The sequence below is a fragment of the Candidatus Aminicenantes bacterium genome (genome assembly GCA_011049425.1).
In the GTDB taxonomy this organism is placed as follows: Bacteria; Acidobacteriota; Aminicenantia; order UBA2199; family UBA2199; genus UBA876.
The window spans coordinates 12750-33377 of sequence record DSBM01000063.1 but is presented as its reverse complement, the minus strand read 5'-3'; the positions used below and the strand labels follow the sequence as shown (position 1 = coordinate 33377).

21 protein-coding genes and 1 tRNA gene are annotated in these 20628 nt (G+C 54.9%); 10 read left to right on the top strand and 12 right to left on the bottom strand.

The window, feature by feature from the left end; translation table 11 throughout:
- Nucleotides 1-89: 89 nt before the first annotated feature.
- From typA to ENN40_04695, 3 genes are all read right to left on the bottom strand, one after another.
- Nucleotides 90-1904 (bottom strand): translational GTPase TypA, encoded by a 1815-nt coding sequence (gene typA / locus ENN40_04705; GenBank protein HDP94645.1) that lies wholly within the window; start codon nucleotides 1902-1904, stop codon nucleotides 90-92.
- Between the two features lie 108 nt (nucleotides 1905-2012).
- Entirely contained in the window at nucleotides 2013-3182 is a 1170-nt protein-coding gene (locus tag ENN40_04700; protein ID HDP94644.1) for a glycosyltransferase, read from the bottom strand.
- On the bottom strand, nucleotides 3179-4240 hold the full coding sequence (locus tag ENN40_04695; protein ID HDP94643.1) for a glycosyltransferase: 1062 nt from the start codon (nucleotides 4238-4240) through the stop codon (nucleotides 3179-3181). Before ENN40_04695 ends, ENN40_04700 begins: the two co-directional genes overlap by 4 nt.
- A gap of 157 nt (nucleotides 4241-4397) precedes the next feature.
- Here ENN40_04695 and ENN40_04690 point away from each other — a divergent pair, with 157 nt between their 5' ends.
- The 5 genes from ENN40_04690 (at nucleotide 4398) to tilS (ending at nucleotide 7373) form a co-directional block, all read left to right on the top strand.
- Nucleotides 4398-5036, top strand: a complete 639-nt coding sequence (locus ENN40_04690) for a glutaredoxin (protein HDP94642.1) — start codon at nucleotides 4398-4400, stop codon at nucleotides 5034-5036.
- 70 nt (nucleotides 5037-5106) lie between these two features.
- Nucleotides 5107-5271, top strand: coding sequence for a rubredoxin (locus ENN40_04685; GenBank protein HDP94641.1), 165 nt, complete (start codon nucleotides 5107-5109; stop codon nucleotides 5269-5271).
- A 41-nt stretch (nucleotides 5272-5312) separates the two neighbouring features.
- The gene (locus tag ENN40_04680) at nucleotides 5313-5801 is read left to right on the top strand and encodes a ferritin (GenBank protein ID HDP94640.1); all 489 of its coding nucleotides are present in this window, start codon (nucleotides 5313-5315) and stop codon (nucleotides 5799-5801) included.
- An 83-nt stretch (nucleotides 5802-5884) separates the two neighbouring features.
- Nucleotides 5885-5957: transfer RNA gene (locus ENN40_04675), tRNA-Met, on the top strand.
- Nucleotides 5928-7373, top strand: coding sequence for a tRNA lysidine(34) synthetase TilS (tilS, locus tag ENN40_04670; GenBank protein HDP94639.1), 1446 nt, complete (start codon nucleotides 5928-5930; stop codon nucleotides 7371-7373). Before ENN40_04675 ends, tilS begins: the two co-directional genes overlap by 30 nt.
- Here the strand turns inward: tilS and ENN40_04665 are convergent.
- From ENN40_04665 to ENN40_04625, 9 genes are all read right to left on the bottom strand, one after another.
- On the bottom strand, nucleotides 7355-8641 hold the full coding sequence (locus tag ENN40_04665; protein ID HDP94638.1) for a dihydroorotase: 1287 nt from the start codon (nucleotides 8639-8641) through the stop codon (nucleotides 7355-7357). The two genes, tilS and ENN40_04665, sit on opposite strands and share 19 nt — an antisense overlap.
- Nucleotides 8625-9569, bottom strand: a complete 945-nt coding sequence (locus tag ENN40_04660; GenBank protein HDP94637.1) for an aspartate carbamoyltransferase catalytic subunit — start codon at nucleotides 9567-9569, stop codon at nucleotides 8625-8627. The genes ENN40_04665 and ENN40_04660 overlap by 17 nt, the downstream gene beginning before the upstream one ends.
- Complete coding sequence (gene pyrR, locus ENN40_04655) at nucleotides 9569-10120, bottom strand: bifunctional pyr operon transcriptional regulator/uracil phosphoribosyltransferase PyrR (protein HDP94636.1); 552 nt, start codon at nucleotides 10118-10120, stop codon at nucleotides 9569-9571. The genes ENN40_04660 and pyrR overlap by 1 nt, the downstream gene beginning before the upstream one ends.
- A 59-nt stretch (nucleotides 10121-10179) precedes the next feature.
- The gene (locus tag ENN40_04650) at nucleotides 10180-10725 is read right to left on the bottom strand and encodes a DUF4416 family protein (protein ID HDP94635.1); all 546 of its coding nucleotides are present in this window, start codon (nucleotides 10723-10725) and stop codon (nucleotides 10180-10182) included.
- 1217 nt (nucleotides 10726-11942) lie between these two features.
- Nucleotides 11943-12086, bottom strand: a complete 144-nt coding sequence (locus ENN40_04645) for a hypothetical protein (GenBank protein ID HDP94634.1) — start codon at nucleotides 12084-12086, stop codon at nucleotides 11943-11945.
- Between the two features lie 952 nt (nucleotides 12087-13038).
- Complete coding sequence (locus ENN40_04640; GenBank protein ID HDP94633.1) at nucleotides 13039-13914, bottom strand: NAD(+)/NADH kinase; 876 nt, start codon at nucleotides 13912-13914, stop codon at nucleotides 13039-13041.
- Nucleotides 13880-14731, bottom strand: a complete 852-nt coding sequence (locus tag ENN40_04635; protein HDP94632.1) for a TlyA family RNA methyltransferase — start codon at nucleotides 14729-14731, stop codon at nucleotides 13880-13882. The genes ENN40_04640 and ENN40_04635 overlap by 35 nt, the downstream gene beginning before the upstream one ends.
- On the bottom strand, nucleotides 14653-15246 hold the full coding sequence (locus ENN40_04630; GenBank protein ID HDP94631.1) for a hypothetical protein: 594 nt from the start codon (nucleotides 15244-15246) through the stop codon (nucleotides 14653-14655). Before ENN40_04630 ends, ENN40_04635 begins: the two co-directional genes overlap by 79 nt.
- Nucleotides 15247-15251: 5 nt before the next feature.
- Nucleotides 15252-16010, bottom strand: a complete 759-nt coding sequence (locus tag ENN40_04625; GenBank protein ID HDP94630.1) for a type III pantothenate kinase — start codon at nucleotides 16008-16010, stop codon at nucleotides 15252-15254.
- A gap of 81 nt (nucleotides 16011-16091) precedes the next feature.
- On the opposite strand from ENN40_04625, the gene ENN40_04620 reads away from it, so the two are divergent.
- The 5 genes from ENN40_04620 to lptB all read left to right on the top strand — a co-directional run bounded on the left by ENN40_04620 (nucleotide 16092) and on the right by lptB (nucleotide 20627).
- Complete coding sequence (locus tag ENN40_04620; GenBank protein HDP94629.1) at nucleotides 16092-17111, top strand: deoxyguanosinetriphosphate triphosphohydrolase; 1020 nt, start codon at nucleotides 16092-16094, stop codon at nucleotides 17109-17111.
- An 83-nt stretch (nucleotides 17112-17194) separates the two neighbouring features.
- On the top strand, nucleotides 17195-17386 hold the full coding sequence (locus ENN40_04615; GenBank protein ID HDP94628.1) for a Trm112 family protein: 192 nt from the start codon (nucleotides 17195-17197) through the stop codon (nucleotides 17384-17386).
- A complete protein-coding gene (locus ENN40_04610) occupies nucleotides 17383-18429 on the top strand; it encodes a glycosyltransferase family 9 protein (protein HDP94627.1) in 1047 nt (348 codons plus the stop codon). The genes ENN40_04615 and ENN40_04610 overlap by 4 nt, the downstream gene beginning before the upstream one ends.
- Complete coding sequence (locus ENN40_04605; protein ID HDP94626.1) at nucleotides 18356-19594, top strand: O-antigen ligase family protein; 1239 nt, start codon at nucleotides 18356-18358, stop codon at nucleotides 19592-19594. Before ENN40_04610 ends, ENN40_04605 begins: the two co-directional genes overlap by 74 nt.
- 316 nt (nucleotides 19595-19910) lie before the next feature.
- Nucleotides 19911-20627, top strand: a complete 717-nt coding sequence (lptB, locus tag ENN40_04600) for an LPS export ABC transporter ATP-binding protein (GenBank protein ID HDP94625.1) — start codon at nucleotides 19911-19913, stop codon at nucleotides 20625-20627.
- The last annotated feature ends 1 nt before the right edge of the window (nucleotide 20628 follow it).

The following is a 20628-nucleotide window of genomic DNA, read 5'->3' as shown; positions in this document are numbered from 1 at the left end:
TTTTTTCATATTCTCTTTGCGTTTACAGCCGGTGCGACGCTGCGAACCCAGATTAACATGAATACGGAATCAGGCCAAATCCGTATGCATCATGCGGAACGGGCTTTGTTTTCCCGCTTACGCGCGTGGATATCCAGCAGGCGTTTGCGCATGCGGACATTGGCGGGTGTGATTTCCAGCAACTCATCATCGTTGATGTATTCAATGGCCTGCTCCAGGGAAAACCGCCGCGGCGGTACCAGCCGGACGGCGTCATCAGAACCCGCGGCACGCATGTTGGTCAACTTCTTGGTCTTGCACACATTGACCACGAGGTCGTTTTCCCGGCTGTGTTCGCCCACGATCATGCCCGGGTAAACCGGCATCCCGGGATCAATAAATATAACTCCCCGTTCCTGGAGGTTATGTAATGCAAAGCCAACGGAAACTCCCGCTTCCGATGCGATCAGTACACCCTTGACGATCCGCCTGATTTCTCCCTTGTGCGGCTCGTACGCATGAAACACGTGGTTCAATATCCCTGTGCCCCGCGTTGCGGTAAGAAAATCTCCATTCATGCCGATCAAGCCCCGGGCCGGAATGCGGAACTCCAGGCGGGTGTACCCTCCGCTGCCGTTACTCATGTGGATGAGTTCACCCCGGCGTTGACCGAACATCTCAATCACCACTCCCGAAAACTCTTCCGCCACATCCACGGTGGCTGTTTCCACCGGCTCCAGTAACCCCTGGGGCGACTCCTGGAAAATGACCGCCGGGCGGGAGGCTTGGAATTCATAGCCTTCCCGCCGCATTTTTTCCATCAGTACGGCAAACTGCAAAGCCCCCCGCCCTTTCAACTGGAATGCGTTCTGGGTATTCGTCTCATCAACGCGCAGGTTCACATTGTCGCGCTGTTCCCGCCTCAGCCTGGCCAATAGATGCCTGGATGTCACGAATCGCCCTTCATTCCCGGAGAATGGGGAATCGTTGACCATGAATGTCATGGCCATGGTCGGCGGATCGATGTGGATCACCGGGATCTGCACTAGAGATTCCATTTGGCAAATCGTCTCACCCACGTCAATATCACTGATACCGGCCACCGACACGATCTCGCCCGCGTGAGCGGATTCAACTTCTTTCCGCTCCAAACCCTGGTAAGTGAACATGCGGGAAACGCGGAAGGAGCCGCATTCACCGGCACCGCGAATGCGGACGACATCCTGGTTGCGGCGGATCGTGCCGTTGTGGATGCGGCCGGTGCCGATCCTTCCCAGGAAGGACTCGTAAGCGACGGCCGAAACCAGTACCTGCAGCGAAGCGTCGGCGTCACCTCCGGGCTCGGCCACGTGATGAATGATTGTATCCAACAGGGGGGTCAGGTCCGTGTTGTCACCATCCGGATCGTACCTGGCGAAACCGTCCCGCGCTGAAGCGTAAACAACCGGAAAATCCAGTTGCTTGTCATCCGCTTCCAATTCCACGAATAAGTCAAAAACCGCGTCCAGCACCTCTGCGGGGCGGGCATTGGGCCTGTCGATCTTGTTTATCACCACGATCGGCGCCAACCCGAGTTGCAGCGATTTTTTCAAGACGTACTTGGTCTGGGGCATGGGTCCTTCAAAAGCGTCCACCAACAGCAACACCGAATCCACCATGCGCAGGATGCGTTGCACTTCGCCCCCGAAATCGGCATGACCCGGGGTATCGACCACATTCACTTTGCAATCCCGATAGACAAAGGCGGCGTTTTTGGAAAAAATGGTGATCCCCTTCTCCCTTTCCAGGTCGGTATTGTCCATGACGCGGGCAACCACCGGCTGGTTGCGGCGGAACACTCCGGTCTGGCGCAAAATGGCGTCTATCAATGTGGTCTTGCCGTGATCTACATGTGCAATAATGGCGATATTCCTGATTTGATGCATTTTTGGGGTTCCTTGCTCCTGGTGGATCCGCGTCAACGGACAATCAGAAGGGAAAATATAGTGTACCACATTTTCAGTTACATGGCGATTGCTTTGCGAAAAGCAACTTCAGTTTTCGGCAAGTTGAACGATTGCGGCGCGGATGGACTGAATCACCCGTTCCCAATCAAAGTGGCGATACACATAAGCACGCCCCTTTTCGCCCATGCGCCGTCGCAACCCGGGGCTGGAAAAAAGGCGGGAAGCCTCGCTTTCCAACTCACCGGGATCCGCGTAAAGCAGTCCCCCGCCTGACAGGTTGACATGTTCAGCCAACACCGGGCTGCGGCGATTGGCCAATACCGGGGTTCCCTGTGCGAAGGACTCCAGCGTGGTGATGGAAAGGCTCTCGAGCGGGGACGGTTGCAGCGAAAACACGGCTCCACGGAAAGCCGACAGTTTCTCCGGTTCAGAAACGAACCCGGCATAACGAATGCCTTCCACTTCGGGAATCTCCATGAGCCGGCGACCCAGCAGAACCAGGTCCACCAGGTGGTGACGGCGCAGCGATGAGTAAGCGTCAAACACTTCTTCCAGACCTTTGCCCCGTTCGATTCGCCCCGCGTACAACATGTATGCACCGAAAATAAATTGATTCCTGCGAAACATCTCGGGATCAATGTCTGCGGGAAGGTTTACTCCGGTGCGCACCAGTTCCATACCTTGGCTACGCCCAAACACGCGTTGAACCAATTCCTGTTCCGCCCCGGTCAGAAAAAACAAGCGCTCCGGACGCTCAAAGACCCGCCGCATGATTTTCAGGTACAGCGGCGGCTCATCGTGAGCCGTGGGAAACAGGGCGATGGGACGATCCACTTTGTCCATGCCCAAAACAGTAGGCAAATACAGGTAGGTGAAAAACAGGAAAACATCGTAATCCCGGTAATCGGTTTCCAGGGCCCGGAGCAGATCCGGGCTTTGGGGACCCTGTTCCAGAATCCACTGCCGCTCATCCCGGTCCTGGGGGACAGCTTCGAAAAATTCCGCCGAGAACCGGTTGAATGCATCAATATCCCGTTGTTTCACCACGGGGAATCGCAGGATTCGAACCCCCCGCAGAATGGATTCACCCGGAACAAACTCATTCGCCCAGCTAACGTAATCCAGAGCCGTTGTGGTAAAGACGGTCACATCGCATCCCGACGCATTGAGACGCTCACACACATCCCGGGCCAGAGTTTCAGCGCCGCCGACAACTCCCTCGCCGTAGCGCTGCACAACCGCTCCGACCCGGATCATGTTTCTTTCAACCACTCCACCAGGCGCCGGGGATGCGATTGTTCCTGATAGGTGCGCATCCGCTCCCGCGCGGCCCGGCTCAGCCGGGAACGCAAGTCCGCATCCGTGATCATGCGTTCCACCATCCCGGCCACCCTCTCTACGGACTTGTACTGAAACAAGATGCCTGCCCCCTCAAGCGTTTCCTCCACGGCACCGGCGTTGTAGGCCAGTACGGGTACATTGAGATGCAGGCTCTCGATCAGCGGCAGGCAGAACCCCTCATGCTCGCTCATGGACAGAAACACGTCTCCGGATCGATAGACAGCCAGCAATTCACTGAAAGGTATATGTCCAGTAAACAGGATATCTTCGGAATCAAGGTAAAACCGGCCGGCCAGATCCCGTACCGCGTAAAAGTACCGCGGCAACAAAGAGGTTTTGCCGGCAACCACCAGGCGAATGGAAGCGGAAATGTATTTCTTGTAATAAAACAAGACTTTAACCAGATCCTCGATTTTCTTATTTGGAGATATGCGGCCCACAAAAATAATGGTGCGGCGATCATCGCAGAGTAATTTGCGGTATGCCGGCGCATGGGGACGGTCGTACTCGGTGGTGTCGATCATGATGGGAAAAACGCGTATATCACACTTGTAACCCAATTGCGTCAATTCACGAGCGTTATAGTTGGAATCCGCCACACACAAATCAAAAACACCATTCAGCCTGGCCAGGTGATCCCTGCCCGCGTGGGTAAAACGTGTCAACTCAGGTGAAAAGTGGACGAAAAACGTTGCCGGAGTGACATTGTGATAAATCATGACTTTGCGCCCCCGGGCGCCGATAAAGAAATCAGTCAATATCGAGGGCACGGCAAAGTGAAGCAATTTTATGGAATCCGTCGACTCCTGGTAATGCGCAAAATCCGTAACCATATCCTCCAAACCTTCGTCCCTGGACAACGCCACAATGCGGGAATCTATTCCCTGGGATATCAGAAAACGGTGCAGGCGCAGGGTGGAAGTGCCAATGGCATCTCCCCAGTGAAAAGCCGGAAGAAATTGCTCTACAATCATAGTGGTACCGATTTCAGTCTCTAAAAAACAGGATGACGGATTTTAACACGCCGGCAAATCAGGTTCAAGCGCAACCACCTCTTTTGTAACAAATACAAAATTGTTGAAATTACATCATTTATATGTTATAGTCATTACCATGGACAAGGAGGCAATCATGACATTTATAAACGACAGTTTGAGAAAAGAGATGGAACCCATGCTGAACAGTTTGAAAAGGCCGGTTAACCTTGTATTTTTTACGCAGAAGACAGAGTGTCGTTTTTGTGTTGAAACCCGTGGCCTGCTTACCGAAATAAGCAAATTATCGCCTGGCATCAACCTGGAAATACTTGATTTTCAGGGTGATCAGTCGCGGGCCCGGGAACTGGGAGTGGATAAGATTCCCGCTACCGTCGTGATGGCCGATGAAAACCTTGGAATCCGCTTTTTCGGCATTCCCGGAGGTTATGAATTTGCCTCCATGCTGGATGCGATTCATATGGTATCGCAATCTGAAACTGAACTCAGCCCGCAAACCCAAACTTTCCTGGACAACCTACAAAAAGAGATCCACCTCCAGGTATTCGTTACACCCACCTGCCCCTATTGTCCCGCTGCGGTTACCCTGGCACATCGCATGGCGCATTACAGTCCCCGGGTAACGGCGGACATGGTGGAGGCCACTGAATTTCCCCATCTGGCCCAGAAATACAATGTGATGGGGGTTCCCCGCACGGTGATCAATGAATCCGCTTTTTTGGAAGGAGCGGCGCCGGAATCGATGCTGGTTGAAAAGATTCGAACGGTCCTTTAACGTCGCCCCGCTTGATTTTGCCGTACGCGGTTTCTATAATGTCAAAACCTGAATTTGGAGGAGATAACCAATGAAAAAGTACGTTTGCACAGTTTGCGGTTATGTGTATGATGAGGCCGAAGGTGACCCGGATTCCGGTATCGCTCCGGGCACCGCTTTCAGCGACATTCCGGACGATTGGGAATGCCCGCTTTGCGGAGTCGGAAAAGAAGATTTCGAACCCATGGAAGACTGATCCGTTCTTTTTTTGAAAACACGATTGACAAGGAGGTCATAATGATTAAAAAAACCATTCAGGACGCGTTGAACCAGCAAATCAACGAAGAACTTTTTTCTGCATACCTGTACCTTTCCATGGCGGCACAGTTTGATGAGATGAACCTCGGCGGATTTTCTCATTGGATGGAGAAACAGGCTCAGGAAGAGTTGGAACATGCCATGAAGTTTTACCACTTCATCAATGAACGGGGTGGACGAGTTGAGCTTCAGGCCATCAAGGTCCCACAAAAAGACTGGGATTCAGCTTCTAAAATGATGTCTGAGTCACTGGCCCATGAAGAACACATCACCACGTGCATCCACAACCTGGTAGAACTGGCCACACGTGAAAAGGATTATGCCACCATGAACATGCTGCAATGGTTCGTCAACGAACAGGTGGAAGAAGAAGCCGGCGTGACTAAAATCGTAGAGAAACTCAAACTCATCGGCGAACGCGGCCAGGGACTGTTCATGCTTGATCGTGAATTGGGCGCGCGCGACTGATCCCGAATCACGAACTGACGCCGCCATGCTATGCCGCCATGCTATTGATTCAGTGGCGGTTTTGGGTTACAATGCGGTTGAATGGCGGTGTAGCTCAGCCGGTAGAGCAGTCGGCTCATATCCGATATGTCGGGGGTTCAAGTCCCTCCACCGCTATTCCAACCGCTTAACATGGAAATCCTTCTTCCGCCTTTCCGGGACCGGTTGCTTCAACTCATTCCCGATATCCAGGGGGCTATCATATACGCTGCCTTTTCCGGTGGAAAAGACTCGGTTGCGCTGCTGACCCTGTTGTCTGCCCTGGAAAGTGAACTGAAATTCACCCTGAAAGCGGCTTACCTGAACCACGGCATCCGCGAAGATGCTTCCCGGGAATCCTTGTGGGTCTTTAACTTCTGTTCAGAGCGAACCATCCCCCTGGTCACGGAATCAGCCGACGTGAAAGAACTGGCCGGCCGTGAAGGTATCAATCTAGAGGCAGCGGCCTCCCGCAGGCGTTATGCGTTTTTCCAGCGTCTGGTCAACCTTTCACCCACCAGCTGGTTGGCCACCGCGCACACCCTGTCCGACCAGGTGGAAACGTTCTTTATGCGCCTGATGCGGGGAAGCGGAGCGGCGGGGCTGGCAGGCATTCTTCCGCTTCGGGGAAGGCGCATTCTGCGGCCCCTGGCGGTTTTCTCTGAAGCGGACATTCGCGCTTTTCTCCAACGCCGGCATCTTTCCCACTACGAGGACCCCTCCAACCAGGATCTCACCCTGCTGCGCAACCGCCTTCGTCACGAGATCCTGCCGATAATACGGCGCCAATTTCCCCAAATGGATCAACGCATCCATGATGCCACGCGTATTTTCAAAGACGAAAGCGACTGCTTTGTCATGCAGGCGCGGCATTTGCTGAATCACATCACGATCCTGGGACAGGTCATCCCCCCGGGCGCACTGGATTCGATTCACCCGGCCCTGCAACGCCACGTGCTGCGGGAATACCTGCGACGATTGCGCGGGGATTTACTGGAGATCTCGCTGGCACACGTTGAAGCCCTCATGCCGCCCAACCCGTCTACCCGTCACTTGAGCCTTCCCGGAATCACCCTGACCCGGCAAAAAGACTTCCTGTTCCCCAGAGACTTTTCGGCTCCTACTTACAGCCACGTTCTTCCCACTGACGGCGACTGCATGATCCCGGAGATTTGCGCACGGGTACGGGTTTGCTTGTGCCGCGCTGAGGCAGGAGATAAATTGAATCCAAGCGATTCACCTGCTTTCACGGTGGAAATGAATCCAAAAAAACTGCGTTTTCCCCTGCGGGTGCGCTCGGTCCGCGGCACGGATCGTTATCGCAAACAGGGAAGCGATTTTTCCCAGCGCGTTTTTGAAATGGTCAGGGCCGCCGGGTTACCCGCGGCTTTACGTCCGCTGCGCCCCCTCCTGTGCGACGCATCCGACCAGCCAATCTGGATTCCCGGCCACGCCGCGGCAGCTCATGTGAAACCCGGGCCGAATACTCCGCGTTTAAAGATTCAAATGGACGGGATCTGGCCTCAGGCGCCTTTTCAATCCCCTGATGTATAAACCACTTTTCCGCCCACAATGGTAAAAGCCACCCTGCCCATCCCCTCCCATTGCAGAAAAGGGCAGTTGTTGGCTTTGGAACGGAAGGTCGCCTCATTGATGGAAAAACGCCGATTGAGATCCAGCACCGTCAGGTCCGCCGGCTTTCCGGGGGTGACCCGGCCGCGGCCCTCCAGGTTAAGTATCCGTGCAGGATTGGTACTCAGCAACTCGACCATACGGTTGAGCGAAATGATCCGGGTACGCACCAACCGGTCATAGATTACGGAAACCGTTGATTCCAGGCCGATCACGCCGAACGGCGCGTATTCAAACTCTCTGTCTTTCTCGTCCCGGGTATGCGGGGCATGATCCGAAGCGATGCAGTCAATGGTGCCGTCCTTCAATCCTTCCACCAGACCCAGTCGGTCCGCTTCCGTACGCAGCGGCGGCTTCATCTTGTAAACCGTGTCATAAGTGGTGATTTTCTCTTCGTTAAGCAACAGGTGGTGCGGGGTGGCATCCGCCGTAACCGGGATTCCGCCGGCTTTGGCGTCGCGAATCAACTCTACGGCTCGTGAAGTGGAAATATGGGTCAAGTGCAGGCGTGAGCGGATGCGATCCTGAAGGATGATGTCCCGGGCCACAATCACCTCTTCCGAGGCGTTGAGGATCCCCCTCATGCCGTACTTGTATGAAATCAAACCCTCGTTGACCAGGCCTTCGCCGGAGATGGCGTGGTCTTCGGGATGTTCGATAATGGGCAGATCCAGCATGCGGCAGTACTCGAGCGCCTTGCGGATCAGGTCGGCACTCATGACACAGCGACCGTCGTCGGAAAAACCCACGGCGCCGCCGGCGGCCAGATCCGCCATCTCCGTGATGTTCTTTCCCTCCAGTCCCTTGGAAATGGAGGCCACGGGAAAAACATTGGCCAGACCGCACTTTCGCGCGCTGGCGATAATATACTCGGTCACGGACCGGTTGTCGTTGACCGGGTTCGTATTGGGCATACAGGCCACGGATGTGAAACCGCCGTGAACAGCAGCTTCCACTCCGGATTGGATGGTTTCCTTGTTTTCGTTTCCCGGCTCGCGCAGATGAACATGCATGTCGATAAATCCCGGACAAACAACCAGGCCGGCGGCATCGATCACGCGACAGCCTTTTTCAGGTTCCAGCCGGGGCTGGATCTCCTGGACCAAAGCCCCATCGATGCGGATATCCACGGTGTCATCTATACGGCTGTGGGGATCTACCAGTCTTCCGTTTTTAATGAGCAGCTTCATTGAATTCTCCCTTGAGCAGATACAGCACGGCCATGCGCAGGGCAATGCCGTTGTTTACCTGTTGCAGGATAACGGAACGATCGGAATCGGCCAGAGAGGTTTCGATTTCCACGTCCCGGTTCAAGGGTCCCGGGTGCATGACAATGGCGTGAGGCGCCGCCGTGGCGAATACCTCGGCATTGATTTCAAACAAGCGCCTGTATTCTCGGATTGACGGAAAATAGTTGCCGGCTCCACGTTCTTCCTGAACCCGCAACATCATAACGATGTCCACCCCTTTTACGCCGGCTTTCAGATCATAAAACACCTTGGCCCCCATGCGCTCGAACTCCGGGGGAACCAGGCTGGGAGGACCCACGAGATGGACCGGGTTGCCCATCTTCAGGTGCAGGATCAGGTTGGAACGGGCCACGCGGGAATGGAGAATGTCTCCCACAATGGCGATCTTCAGCCCCCGGAGCTTGCCAAAGCGCTGGCGGATGGTCAGGGCGTCCAGCAATGCCTGGGTGGGATGCTCGTGAAAGCCGTCGCCTGCATTTATTATGGAAGACCGGGCGAAAGTGGTTAGATATTTGGGCGCACCAGCGGCGCTGTGACGAATCACGATGACATGGGGATTCATCGCTTCCAGGGTCAGCACCGTATCCCTGAGCGATTCTCCTTTTTTCAGACTGGAAACAGAGGAGTTGAAGTTTATCAGGTCCGCGCTCAGGCGCTTGGCCGCGATCTCAAAAGAACTGCGCGTACGCGTTGAGTTCTCGAAAAAGAGATTGACCACGGTTCGGCCCTTCAAGGCCGGTACTTTCTTGATGTTGCGCGTGGAGATTTCAACAAAAGAATCCGCCGTATCCAGAATGAGATCGATCTCGGAAGCGCTCACGTGATCGATGCCAAGCAGGTGGCGTTGATTGAATCCGCCGGTTTCCATTAAAACCTAATGGGTTCCATGATCAATACCTGGTCGGAGCCGTCCATTTCTTTCAGCATGACGTTGACACGCTCCCTGCGGGCGGTTGGAAGGTATTTGCCTTTGAAATCAGGACAAATGGGCAGTTCCCGGTGGCCGCGGTCAATAAATACCGCCAGTTGAATGCTGGCGGGGCGCCCCAGTTCAAAGATCGAATCCATGGCCGCTCGAATGGTACGGCCGGTAAAAACCACGTCATCGATCAACACGATATGGCGGTTTTCGACTGAAAAATCGATCTCGGTTTTCTCAACCTTGGGATGTTGTTCCTGCAAATGCAGGTCATCACGGAAAAGGGTGATGTCCAGGATGCCCATGGGCAACTCAACCTTTTCAAGGGTTTGGATCTGGGCACGTATCCGCCGGGCCACAAAGACCCCCTTGGTCTGAATTCCGATCAATGCCAGGTTAGCGGCATCGCGATTGCGTTCCAAAATTTCCATGGACATGCGCGCGAAAGCGCGTTCCATTTTCCTGGAATCCATGATTTTTGCCTTGGTTTTTTCCTCCATAGAGACTCCTTTCACTTACTGCACAATCAGCCCCACATTACCATGGGGGTTATTGGGTGTCAATCCGCTTCAATAGGCGCCAGTCGCCGTAACTGCTGTTTCAGATTCTCGCGCAAGGCGTTGAAAAAAGCCATGTATTCAGCAGAACGAAAATCCGGATAGGTCCATTCCAGCGGTTGCAGGCAGCCATTTCGAACCACGTACTCCAGTTGGGCGTACACCCCGGCGCTCAAAGGAATACGATGACAGTGGTTTTTCGCGGTTGCAATCACCATTGAGGAGAGTGAAAGATAACCCGGATCCAGATTGATCCGCCGCTTTCCTTTTACAGAAAACCGCTGTTCCAACTCCATGGTGATGTGTTTGCACTGCGGCAGGAATAGCGGGTCCCTGAGTTCGGAGAAGGCCGCAAAATAACGGTAGAGCGGCGATCCCATCTCCGCCGCGTAGTAGTCGGTATAGTGAAACAGCATAATATCGGATTCGCAATCCAGGGTTGACAACTCCGATTCCAGGCACTTCAGGGCCTGGTCCAGCAAGCGCCTTTCAGAAAATATCATTCCACAGAAAGGTTTCACCCTGGGAAACGGTTTTGGAATCGACATGCCGTTAACCGTCCGTAAGAGAAAGCCGCATCAGGCGGCCATTGATGAACGCGGCCTGAAACCCCCGGTCCGGGGAAAATGCGTGCAATGCACCCTCAAGACTGACACCCAGGTATTCCACCTGCTCCTGATCATGTGAGTGAATGCGCACACGTTCCCCGTCATATGTAAACGCTTCAACCTCACCAAGCGCGTTTACACTTACCAGGCGTGTCAAGTTGCTGCGCGGGGTCAGGTTCCTTACCACGTAAGGCAGGATGTTGACTCTATCCAGGCGGGTCTCTACTGCATGCATGCGGTTGCCGATCTCCCGCAAGAGATAGAGGCGCTGCCAGCCCGGATCGATCCGGGTATCCAGCACCCCCCCGCCCAGTCTCAAATACAACCGTGAACGGTAATGAAAAAGGATGGCTTCGCGGTCCTTATCCCGCGTGACCAGCAGGATGCGGCTGCGCTGGGGATCGATGCCTTTCACATCCACATCCGCAAAAGACTTCCCGCTTAAAAACATACGCTGATCACAATGCACAGTATCGCCCGTGGACGCGTTGTAAATCACTGCCTGAAATGCGTTTTCCAGGTCAGCCAGGTATAACAATAGGGTTTGGTTGTCCTGCGCTACCATGATGCGCACGATTTCCGGAGAAGAGATATCAAACTCCATGCCGCGCCGAATCAGTTTGTCTACTGCCCGGCTCTTTCTGAGGGCGCGTTGCACGAGACGGTAGCGGGTCCAACTCGGAATCGGTACGGCATCCAGCATCTGCTCTGATTTCAATTGCGTCCAGCGCCCGATGCGCCGGTTTAGCATAAGTACCGGAAAGGGACAATCGGGATAGAGCGGCGTTTTATGCCCCAACTGGGAGGTAACCGCGAATGGAGATGCAAATGCAAGCTGTTCCAAGCGGGAATCGGTGACGTAGACCAGGCTTCCGTCCGCATTGGTTGCCAGGATGATTGAGGGCAAAGGCAGGGGTTTGGGCGTCAGCAACCGCGAGCGGATTCCGGGTGGATCCAGATCCAGCAGATAGAGAAAGGTCCGATCCCCGCCGACTTGAGTGGTGCTGAAAAAAACCCCCCCGTCTTTCCTGAATCGGTGAAAACCATGGAAACGTCCGCTGAATCCAAAGGTCGCGGCAATGCGCATCTTTTCCGCATCCACCACGAACAGCTGCTCGGATGCCCCGCTTGATCGTTTCCCCACCAGCACCAGGTACTCAGCGGCCGGCCATGTCATGGCGCGGACGCTGAAGAAAGAAATGGCGGAAAGCGGATCCAGGACTAGATTTTCGGCAAACACGCCGGCGACATCTTTTTGGCCGGCACCGGCCAGTATGGCGCGTCGCATCCAGTGCCGGCACTGTTGCGCATTTCCGGAATCAAACGCCTGCACATATTGTCCCATCAAAAGGTTGATGTCGACATCCCATGGTAATTCGCGGAACAACTGGTACAGCATGGGCCGGGCCCGGCGTGATTCCTTCAAGGCAATCAGAACCCGTGAGTAGATCTTGAGATAGTCCGCGTGAAAATCGGTCACATTTAATCCGGTGAGCAGGGAACGGGCTTCAGCCAACTTGCCTTTGCCATACAGATAGCGGGCTTTCAGGATACCCAGTTCCCGGTGGTGCGGCTGAATCTCCACGGCCGTCTGAATGTACCTCCCGGCCGCTTCGTTTTGGTTGGAATTCACCAATGCCAGTGCGGTCATGTAATTGAAATGGAAATTGTCCACATGCGCATCGGCTTCTTCACGCACCAGTCCCGCCGCCAGATCCGGGCGGCCCATCTGCACGTGCAATCCCGCCAAAAGGATCTTTACCTCAGCCACTTTGGACCCGGTTGATGCCGTGCGGTAATTGGCCATGGCCCGCTCATAATTTCGAATTTTTTGATAATGCCACCCCAGGCAGATGGTTCCCGTGAAAAACTTTGGATGAATCCGGACGGCCCGCTCAAAATTTTCCATGGAATTGCTGTTTTTGGTGTTCCGGGTCGCCAGTCCAATCCCCACCAATGCCTTTGCGGAGCGGTGGTTGATCTCCAGATAGGACCTGAAACGCCGGGTTGCATCCCAGGCTTTCCCATCCAGCAGCAGCATGTACCCCTGTCGCACCTGCGGGTTGGGGTGGTCGCGAAAATGTCTCTCCACGAACAGGCGCGCCGTGGCGTGATCGTCCACCAGAAAATAGACAATCCCCCTCAACAGATCGTCTTCTTCGGCCGCCTGCAACTGGAAGGGAAGCCAGCACAATAACAACAACGCAAAAACAAACCATCGCCTCATGGCTATCTCTCTCCTCTCTGGGCCGTTTAATGACATTTGTTGAATCCCCAATTGAGTTTTTCCGCCAGCAGCCGGAAATAATTCATATCAGGCGACTCAATCATCTTCAGCCGTCTTTTATCCACACTCACGTGAATGGCCTGCCCCGCTTTCAGGGGCAGCACTTTCTGCCCGTCTATGGTGACAAAAACTTCGTTCTCGTTCTCTTCCCGGGTGACGGTTAAACGCAACCCGTCGGGTATCACCAGCGGGCGCAGGGTGAGTGAATGGGCGCAGATGGGGGTGATCACCAATGCGTTTACTTCAGGATTGACTATCGGGCCTCCAGCGGAGAGGGAATAGGCGGTAGAACCCGTAGGCGTGGAAATAATCAAACCGTCTGCGCGGATATGGGCAATATGCGAGTGATTCACTTTTAATTCCAGTTGAATAATGCGCGCGATATTGCCTTTTGAGGTCACCACGTCGTTCAGTGCCAGGTAATGACCGTCTTCCATTTCCACCCGCAACACCTTGCGTTCGGAAACACGCGTTTTCCTGGAAAGCAATTTTTCCAGCTCGACCTGAATGGAATCCGTGCTCAGTTCCGTAAGGAAGCCGATCGTACCCAGATTGAATCCGGCAATGGGGACACCATGTTGAATGGCAGCAGGAGCAACAGACAAAAAGGTTCCATCTCCACCAATAACAACAACCAGGCCACATTCAGCCGCCAGGTGATTGCGCTCGAGCCCTCCCTTCCAGCCCAGAATCCTGGCTGCCTCGATTCCCAATTCCACGGAAACACCCCGAGATTCACAAACCCTGATTGCCGCCTGGATAAAGGGTAAGGCCGCGGGATGGGGCTTGGCGATAATGCCAACTCGTTCAGGTGGAAACGACATTTGCCAGTATTGTAGCATCTACGCCCAAAGGTTTTCCATATTCAAGGCGGAAAAAATACTCCTGGTTACCGCGCCTGCCCTTGATTCCGGCTGCACAAACCCCGGTAACCCACCAATTGAGAACCTCCAATCTTGAACGCACATTGGAAAGGATCTCTAACCGTTCGTGGCGGCTCCGCACCACCCCACCCTTGTGTACCCGGTGTCGTTCAGCTTCAAATTGCGGCTTGATCAAACAAAGGATAACCGCTTGGGGCCACACGGACATGCGTTCAACCACTTTGCTGACAGAGATAAAAGACAGGTCCATGGTAATGATTTCGGGAGGCGGATCGATGTCACTCTCTTTCAGGTAACGGGCGTTGCGTTTCAACAGGGTAACCCGTTCATCCTTTTGCAGTTTCCAGTCCACCTGGTCCACATTCACATCCACCCCGACAACGTGTCGGGCACCCTTTTGCAGCATGAGATCAGTGAATCCCCCGTTTGAAATTCCGATGTCCAGGACGACTTTCCCCCGGGGATCCATATCGAATTCATTTAGCGCCCGCTCGAGTTTGTATGCACCCCGCGACGCGAATGGATACCTGGCACGGACCTCGATGCCATCGGCGGCATGCACTTGGCGATGGGATTTGTCACAACGTTGCCCGTTGAGCAGAACCTCCCCGGCCATGATGAGCGCCCGGGCCTTCTCACGCGACGGAGCCAACCCGCGTTCGACCAGCGCCACATCCAGGCGCGACCCACTGGATTTCACCCCGATTCCTCCTCCAGGAGTGTGAAATCGGGAATATGAAAGCGATTCCACAGAAAATTGGCCCGGTAAACCCATTCAACGGATTCGAGGCGCAATTCGGGCGACAGGTTTTGCATAAACACCCGTACGCGAAAATTCAGTTCCCGGTCTTTATGAAACAACGCCGCCACGTCCCGTCGCAACCCGTCCTCGTCCACTTTTTCGCCACACCTGCGCTTTTTCGCCGCAGCTTCAAAACGCGGCCGCAACGTCTCCAGTTCATGGGGGAAGTTTTCCATAAAATGTTGGACCGGATCAACAAGAGGACGGGTAACCACGCCCCCCCCGACTCCCCGTTCCAGCCACGCCGCATGCTGTTTGTTTACCTCGTAACGGAATTGTGAAAAAGAGGTCACCGGCTGGCGTCGTGTGCGCCGTCGTTCAACAACCCGGTCTATGGCTGATTTCACAACCTGCGCGGAAACGCCCTTTTCCCACCATGCGTACAACAGGTCGAAATCTCCGCTGGAAATTGAAAACTGAACCCCGTGCCGGGAGGAAAGGTATTCAACAACTGAGATAATGTAATCGTAATCTTTGTTTGCGGCCATGATCTCTAGCCCCGGTCCACGGCCATCCAGCCTGCGTGAATCCGGCGTAAACCATGATGGATGAGGTCCGGAATCAGGCGATCGATTACATGCAGACGATCATTGAACAATTCAGCCGCGCCTCCGGTTGCAATCACGGTCGCGCTTTTTCCCACCATATTCCGAAACTCCCGCACAATGTAATCGAGGCCTCCCAGGTGGGTGTAGAATACCCCCGCACGAATGCAATCAGCGGTATTGCGCCCAAGCGGGTCGACCGGCACGACAAATTCAATGTTCTCCAGGCGGGCGGCATTGGCGGCCAGGCACCGGATGGATATTTCCACTCCGGGAGCAATCACCCCGCCCAGGTAGCGGAAACCGGCATCCACTACATCCACGGTCAGGGCTGTTCCCGAATCGATGACCAGGAACGGAGGAGACGTGAACTCCAGGGCCCCGACCACATCGGCGATACGGTCCGCCCCCACTTCGTGGGGATGATCAACAGCCAGCGTAATTTCCAGGGGTGTGCGGTGATCCAGGAAGCGCGGGAACAATCCCTTCTTCCGCAGGAACTCTTCCAATCCCCGGTTCAGAGAAGGTACCACCGAAGAAACCATGACCGCTTCGATCTCGAACTTTTGACACATAGCGGACAGCGATGACCATGGACGATAAGCACCGGGGACGGGGGTGGCAAAGCACAACACATGGATGGGGGCTTTTCCGCGAAACACGGTTGCCCCCACCGCTGAATTTCCGATGTCTACCGTCAGCAGCATACTAGTGATTATAGTGCATCCCGGGGCCGTTTCAAAACCACGCGACCTTTACCCATTGGCCGGATTGAGCTAAAATGAAATATGATTATCCGTGAGCATCTCGAAGAACGGGAGTTGAGCCTCCACCCCCGGGCCGCGCGCAGCAGTGAATCCTCCAAGCAACGGCATGAAAGCAAATCTCCGGTCAGAACCGAATTTCAGCGCGACCGCGACCGCATCCTTCACTCCAAGGCCTTTCGCCGCCTGAAACGCAAGACCCAGGTCTTCATCAGCCCTGAGGGGGACCATTACCGTACCCGGCTGACCCATACCTTGGAAGTCAGCCAGATTTCCAGAACCATTGCGCGCGCCCTCAACATCAACGAAGACCTTACCGAAGCCATTGCCCTGGGCCATGACCTGGGACACACGCCATTCGGCCATGCGGGAGAACACGTCTTGGACGAGCTGTCCCCGGATGGTTTTCGCCATTATCAACAGAGCCTGCGGGTTGTGGACCTCCTTGAGTACCACGGTAAAGGACTTAACCTCACCGATCCCGTCCGCGACGGTATTCTGCGCCATTCAAAAGGCAAGGGCCCCATCCTGACTCCCGCAGACTCCGATATGCCTGCCACGCTCGAAGGTCAGGTGGTCCGGGTGTCCGACATTATCGCCTATGTCAACCATGATCTGGACGACTCACTGAGAGCGGGTATGATTTCCCGTGAAGAGATACCCGGAGAGATTCGGTTCCTGTTGGGCCATACATTCGCCAAACGCATTGACACCATCGTCAAGGACGTGATCTATCGGACACTGGATGTCGAGTTGGATCACATCGCCGTGAGCCCCGAGATTCTCAACGCGCTGGAACAACTGCGCGACTTCCTCTTTGCGCGTGTATATTGGGTGAAAGGCACGGAAACCGAGATAGATAAAATCCAGCATATTCTATCTACCATCCACCATCACCTCACCAATAACCCCGGCCCCTACATTCATCCCTGGCCGGAAAATGATTCCGAGCAACGCCGCATGATCGATTTTATCGCGGGCATGACCGACAACTATGCCTTGAACCTGTTTAACCGCATTGTCACCCCCCGCTACCGTTTCTGATTCCGCGCAATTTTCGTTTGCCGACGCATTTGACTTCTTTTGACGGGTCATGCGAAAATGGGTCGGGATTTCCCCAAGGATAAATGCCGATGAACAACCACATCGTTGCAGAAGAACTGCTTACCATCCTGGTATGCCCGATATGTCACAAAGACCTGGATGAAGTCCCGGGCCCGCCGCCGGGATTGCGCTGTGTCACCTGCCGCCGGATCTATCCGGTCCGGGACGGCATCCCCGTCATGCTGCCTGAAGAGGCCCGAATCGAAGACGAGTGAACCATACCCGTCCGGCTGGTGCTTTGGCTTCCAGTCCGCTTTCTCTAGAAGATATTGGTGATTGCATTCTGTTTGCACGCCCCCGGCTGTTGGGAGATATCGTCTTTACCCTGCCGGCCTTGGAGTTGTTCGCCCGCCATTTCCCCCGGGTTAAAGTAGCCTACCTTACGGAACCCCCATTTGTGGACCTCGTGCGCATCTTTCCCCATGTCCACGAAGTCCTGGTTATGGATCGTCGCCCCGGTCCGGTTTCGCTGGCGGCGTTCCGTCGCCGCATTCGTCACCTGGGCTGCAGAGTGGCCGTTGATTTTCACTCAGGTCCCCACAGCGCACTGCTTACCCGAATCAGCGGAGTTCCGCACCGCATCGGCTATCGCTCCCGCAACCGCAACTGGGCGTATACGCGATTGACCGCCCGCCACCCACACAGAGCACCGCGTCACTCCGTGGCCAACCAGGTCCGCCTGCTGGAACACCTCGGCATTCCCCATCGCCCCATACCCGCTTACCCCCGCATCCCCATGAAAAAACAGTCCGGCCGCAATCGCATTGCTTTTGACCCCCACCGGGTCGTGGTCCATGTCGGAGCGGGAAACCGTTTCCGCATCTGGAACGAATCTCACTTTCACGCCCTGGTCAAAGGATTGGTTGACAAAGGACTGCATGTGGCGCTGACCGGGCATTCACCCGCTGAGAGAACCACCGCGGCCGGGTTGGCCGCTCGCTATCCCCTGGACGACTTGACCGGAAAACTTTCCATGCCCAGCACTATCTACCTGGTTGCCGCTTCCGGTCTGTACATTGGCGCCGATTCGGGACCGCTTCACCTGGCTTCACTGACTGAAACCCCCTTGGTGGCTTTGTACGGACCGAGCCTGCCCGCCGTCAGCGGTCCCTGGCGCAACCGAAATGTAACCATTCTTCAGACACAACTGCCGTGTCGACCCTGTTCGCAGCGTCGCTGCCGCTATGATACAATCCGATGCATGCAGGAGATTACCCCCCATGATGTCCTTCAGGCCGCTTATCAATATATCAGCTGAACCCGCGTGGTGGACCCTGCTGCTGGCCATGTTCCTGATTCCTTTCTCCATGGCCGCCTGTTCCCTCCTGTTCAGCCTGCTGCTGGCCGTATGGATCGTCTCTCTTCTGCGGGGAGAATCTCTTGCTCCCGTTCCCGCCTACGCCTTCTGGCTGTCGGCGTTTGCGGCTATCACCCTGATCTCCACCATGTTTTCCCGCGCTCCCTTAACCAGCCTGGCGGACAACCGTGAACTGCTGGTTTTTTTGTTGATCCCTATTTTCCAGAAAATCCTCAATTCCCCCCGGCGCTTGCGCATCTGCTTGGGGACAGTGCTCATTTCGGCCGCTTTTTCCGCTTTGCTGGGCATTATCATGGCGGCGCGCAGCGGCATCAACCTTGATCACCGGTTGCGCGGCCTCACATCGCACTGGATGACCTGGTCAGGACTGTTGATGATGGTTTTCGTGTTTTTCTTTGTATGGATAATGCCACCGAAAGAACCGTTGTTGCGCCGCCGCGGTCTGATCACGGCCGCATTGCTCTTGGTGCTGACGGCGCTCCTGTTGTCCCTGACCCGTTCCATGTGGGTGGGCACAGCCGTTTCACTCGCTCTCTACATTGTAATCAGACGCCCCAGGATCCTGCTGGCAATGGCCCCCCTGATGGTGATCACCTGGATCCTGCTTCCTCAATCCTTATCCAACCGCATCCGCTCCGTGGCCGACCCGTCTGACTCCACGAACCGAGATCGCATCCACATGGTGTATACGGGTTGGCGAGTCTTTCTGGATAACCCGTTCACGGGTTCCGGGCCTGATACCATCAAGCAAGTGTACCCCCATTACCGCCATCCCGACGCCACGCAGGATAACCCGCATCTGCATAACAACTTCCTGCACATACTGGCGGAACGCGGACTGCCGGCCGCCCTTGTGTTAATGATGTTTTTCATTTCCCTGCTGCTTTCCCTGCTGCAACGAAGGCGACAGGGAAACCCCCTTCAACGCCGCGCCGCGACAGCCGTTTTTTTCGTGGTGATCGCTTTTCTGGTTGCGGGCATGTTTGAATACAATTGGGGGGATACGGAAATCCAGTTTCTTTTCATGTTCATGATCTCCCTGCCTTTCGTGCCCGGACTGAATCGCGCAAACACCCCCTGCCGCACCGAAACGGAAGTTTCCTGATCCAACCAAACGGACTGCATGAACTGTCGGCCGCTTTCTTTTTCCGCCGCGTCATTGCTTGTGGACAATATGGCTACGTCCTAGGTTTCCCCGGGGGAACCGCGTCAACGCATCCCGGATCACTCTCAAACCATCACCGGGTAGATATTTCCAACGGATTAGGTTATATAGATACAATGGTACTCGCGGTTCAGCGACCATTTTCAGAACTTTTTGAACCACCCGCAGCCGTCAACCGCCATGGGTTGGTTTGTTGACAGGAATGGGGCCCAATGATAGAATTGACATCTGTTTCGCGCCACTTCAACTGTGATCAATGAAGACATTGGAAGGGATACGCATAAGCAAATCGTTCAAGGGGAGACAGGTGGTTAACCAGGTCGATTTAGTGGTCAGCGCCGGGGAAGTCATCGGCCTCCTGGGTCCCAACGGCGCCGGGAAAACCACTACATTCCGGCTCATGCTGGGTATGCTGACTCCCGAAACCGGCTCAATCCACTTGAACGGTAAAGATATTACGAGACATCCCGTCTATGCCCGCGCCCGCCTGGGAATCGCCTTTCTGCCCCAGGAGCCGTCGGTATTTCGCAACATGACGGTACGGGACAACCTGTTGGCCGTAATGGAAATGCACCGCCATCTAAACAAAACCGCGGTCGACAATGCCCTGAAAGAAATGAAATTGACCCGGCTTGAACATCGACGTGCCGCCCTGCTCTCCGGCGGAGAGCGCCGCAAACTGGAAATCGCCCGTGCCCTGATCCTTACACCGGATTTTCTCTTGCTGGACGAACCGTTTGCCGGCATCGACCCCCTGCAGATCACGGAACTGCAACGCATGATCCTGGAATTGCGCGAACGGGGCATTGGAATCATCATCACCGACCACAATGTTCGCGAGATCCTGAAAATCACGGACCGTTCGTATATCATTAACCGCGGCAACGTGATTTTTCACGGAGATTCTTCCGCCCTGATCCGCGATGAGCGGGTAAAATCGGAATACCTGGGGCGTGACTTCCGGTGGAATTGAT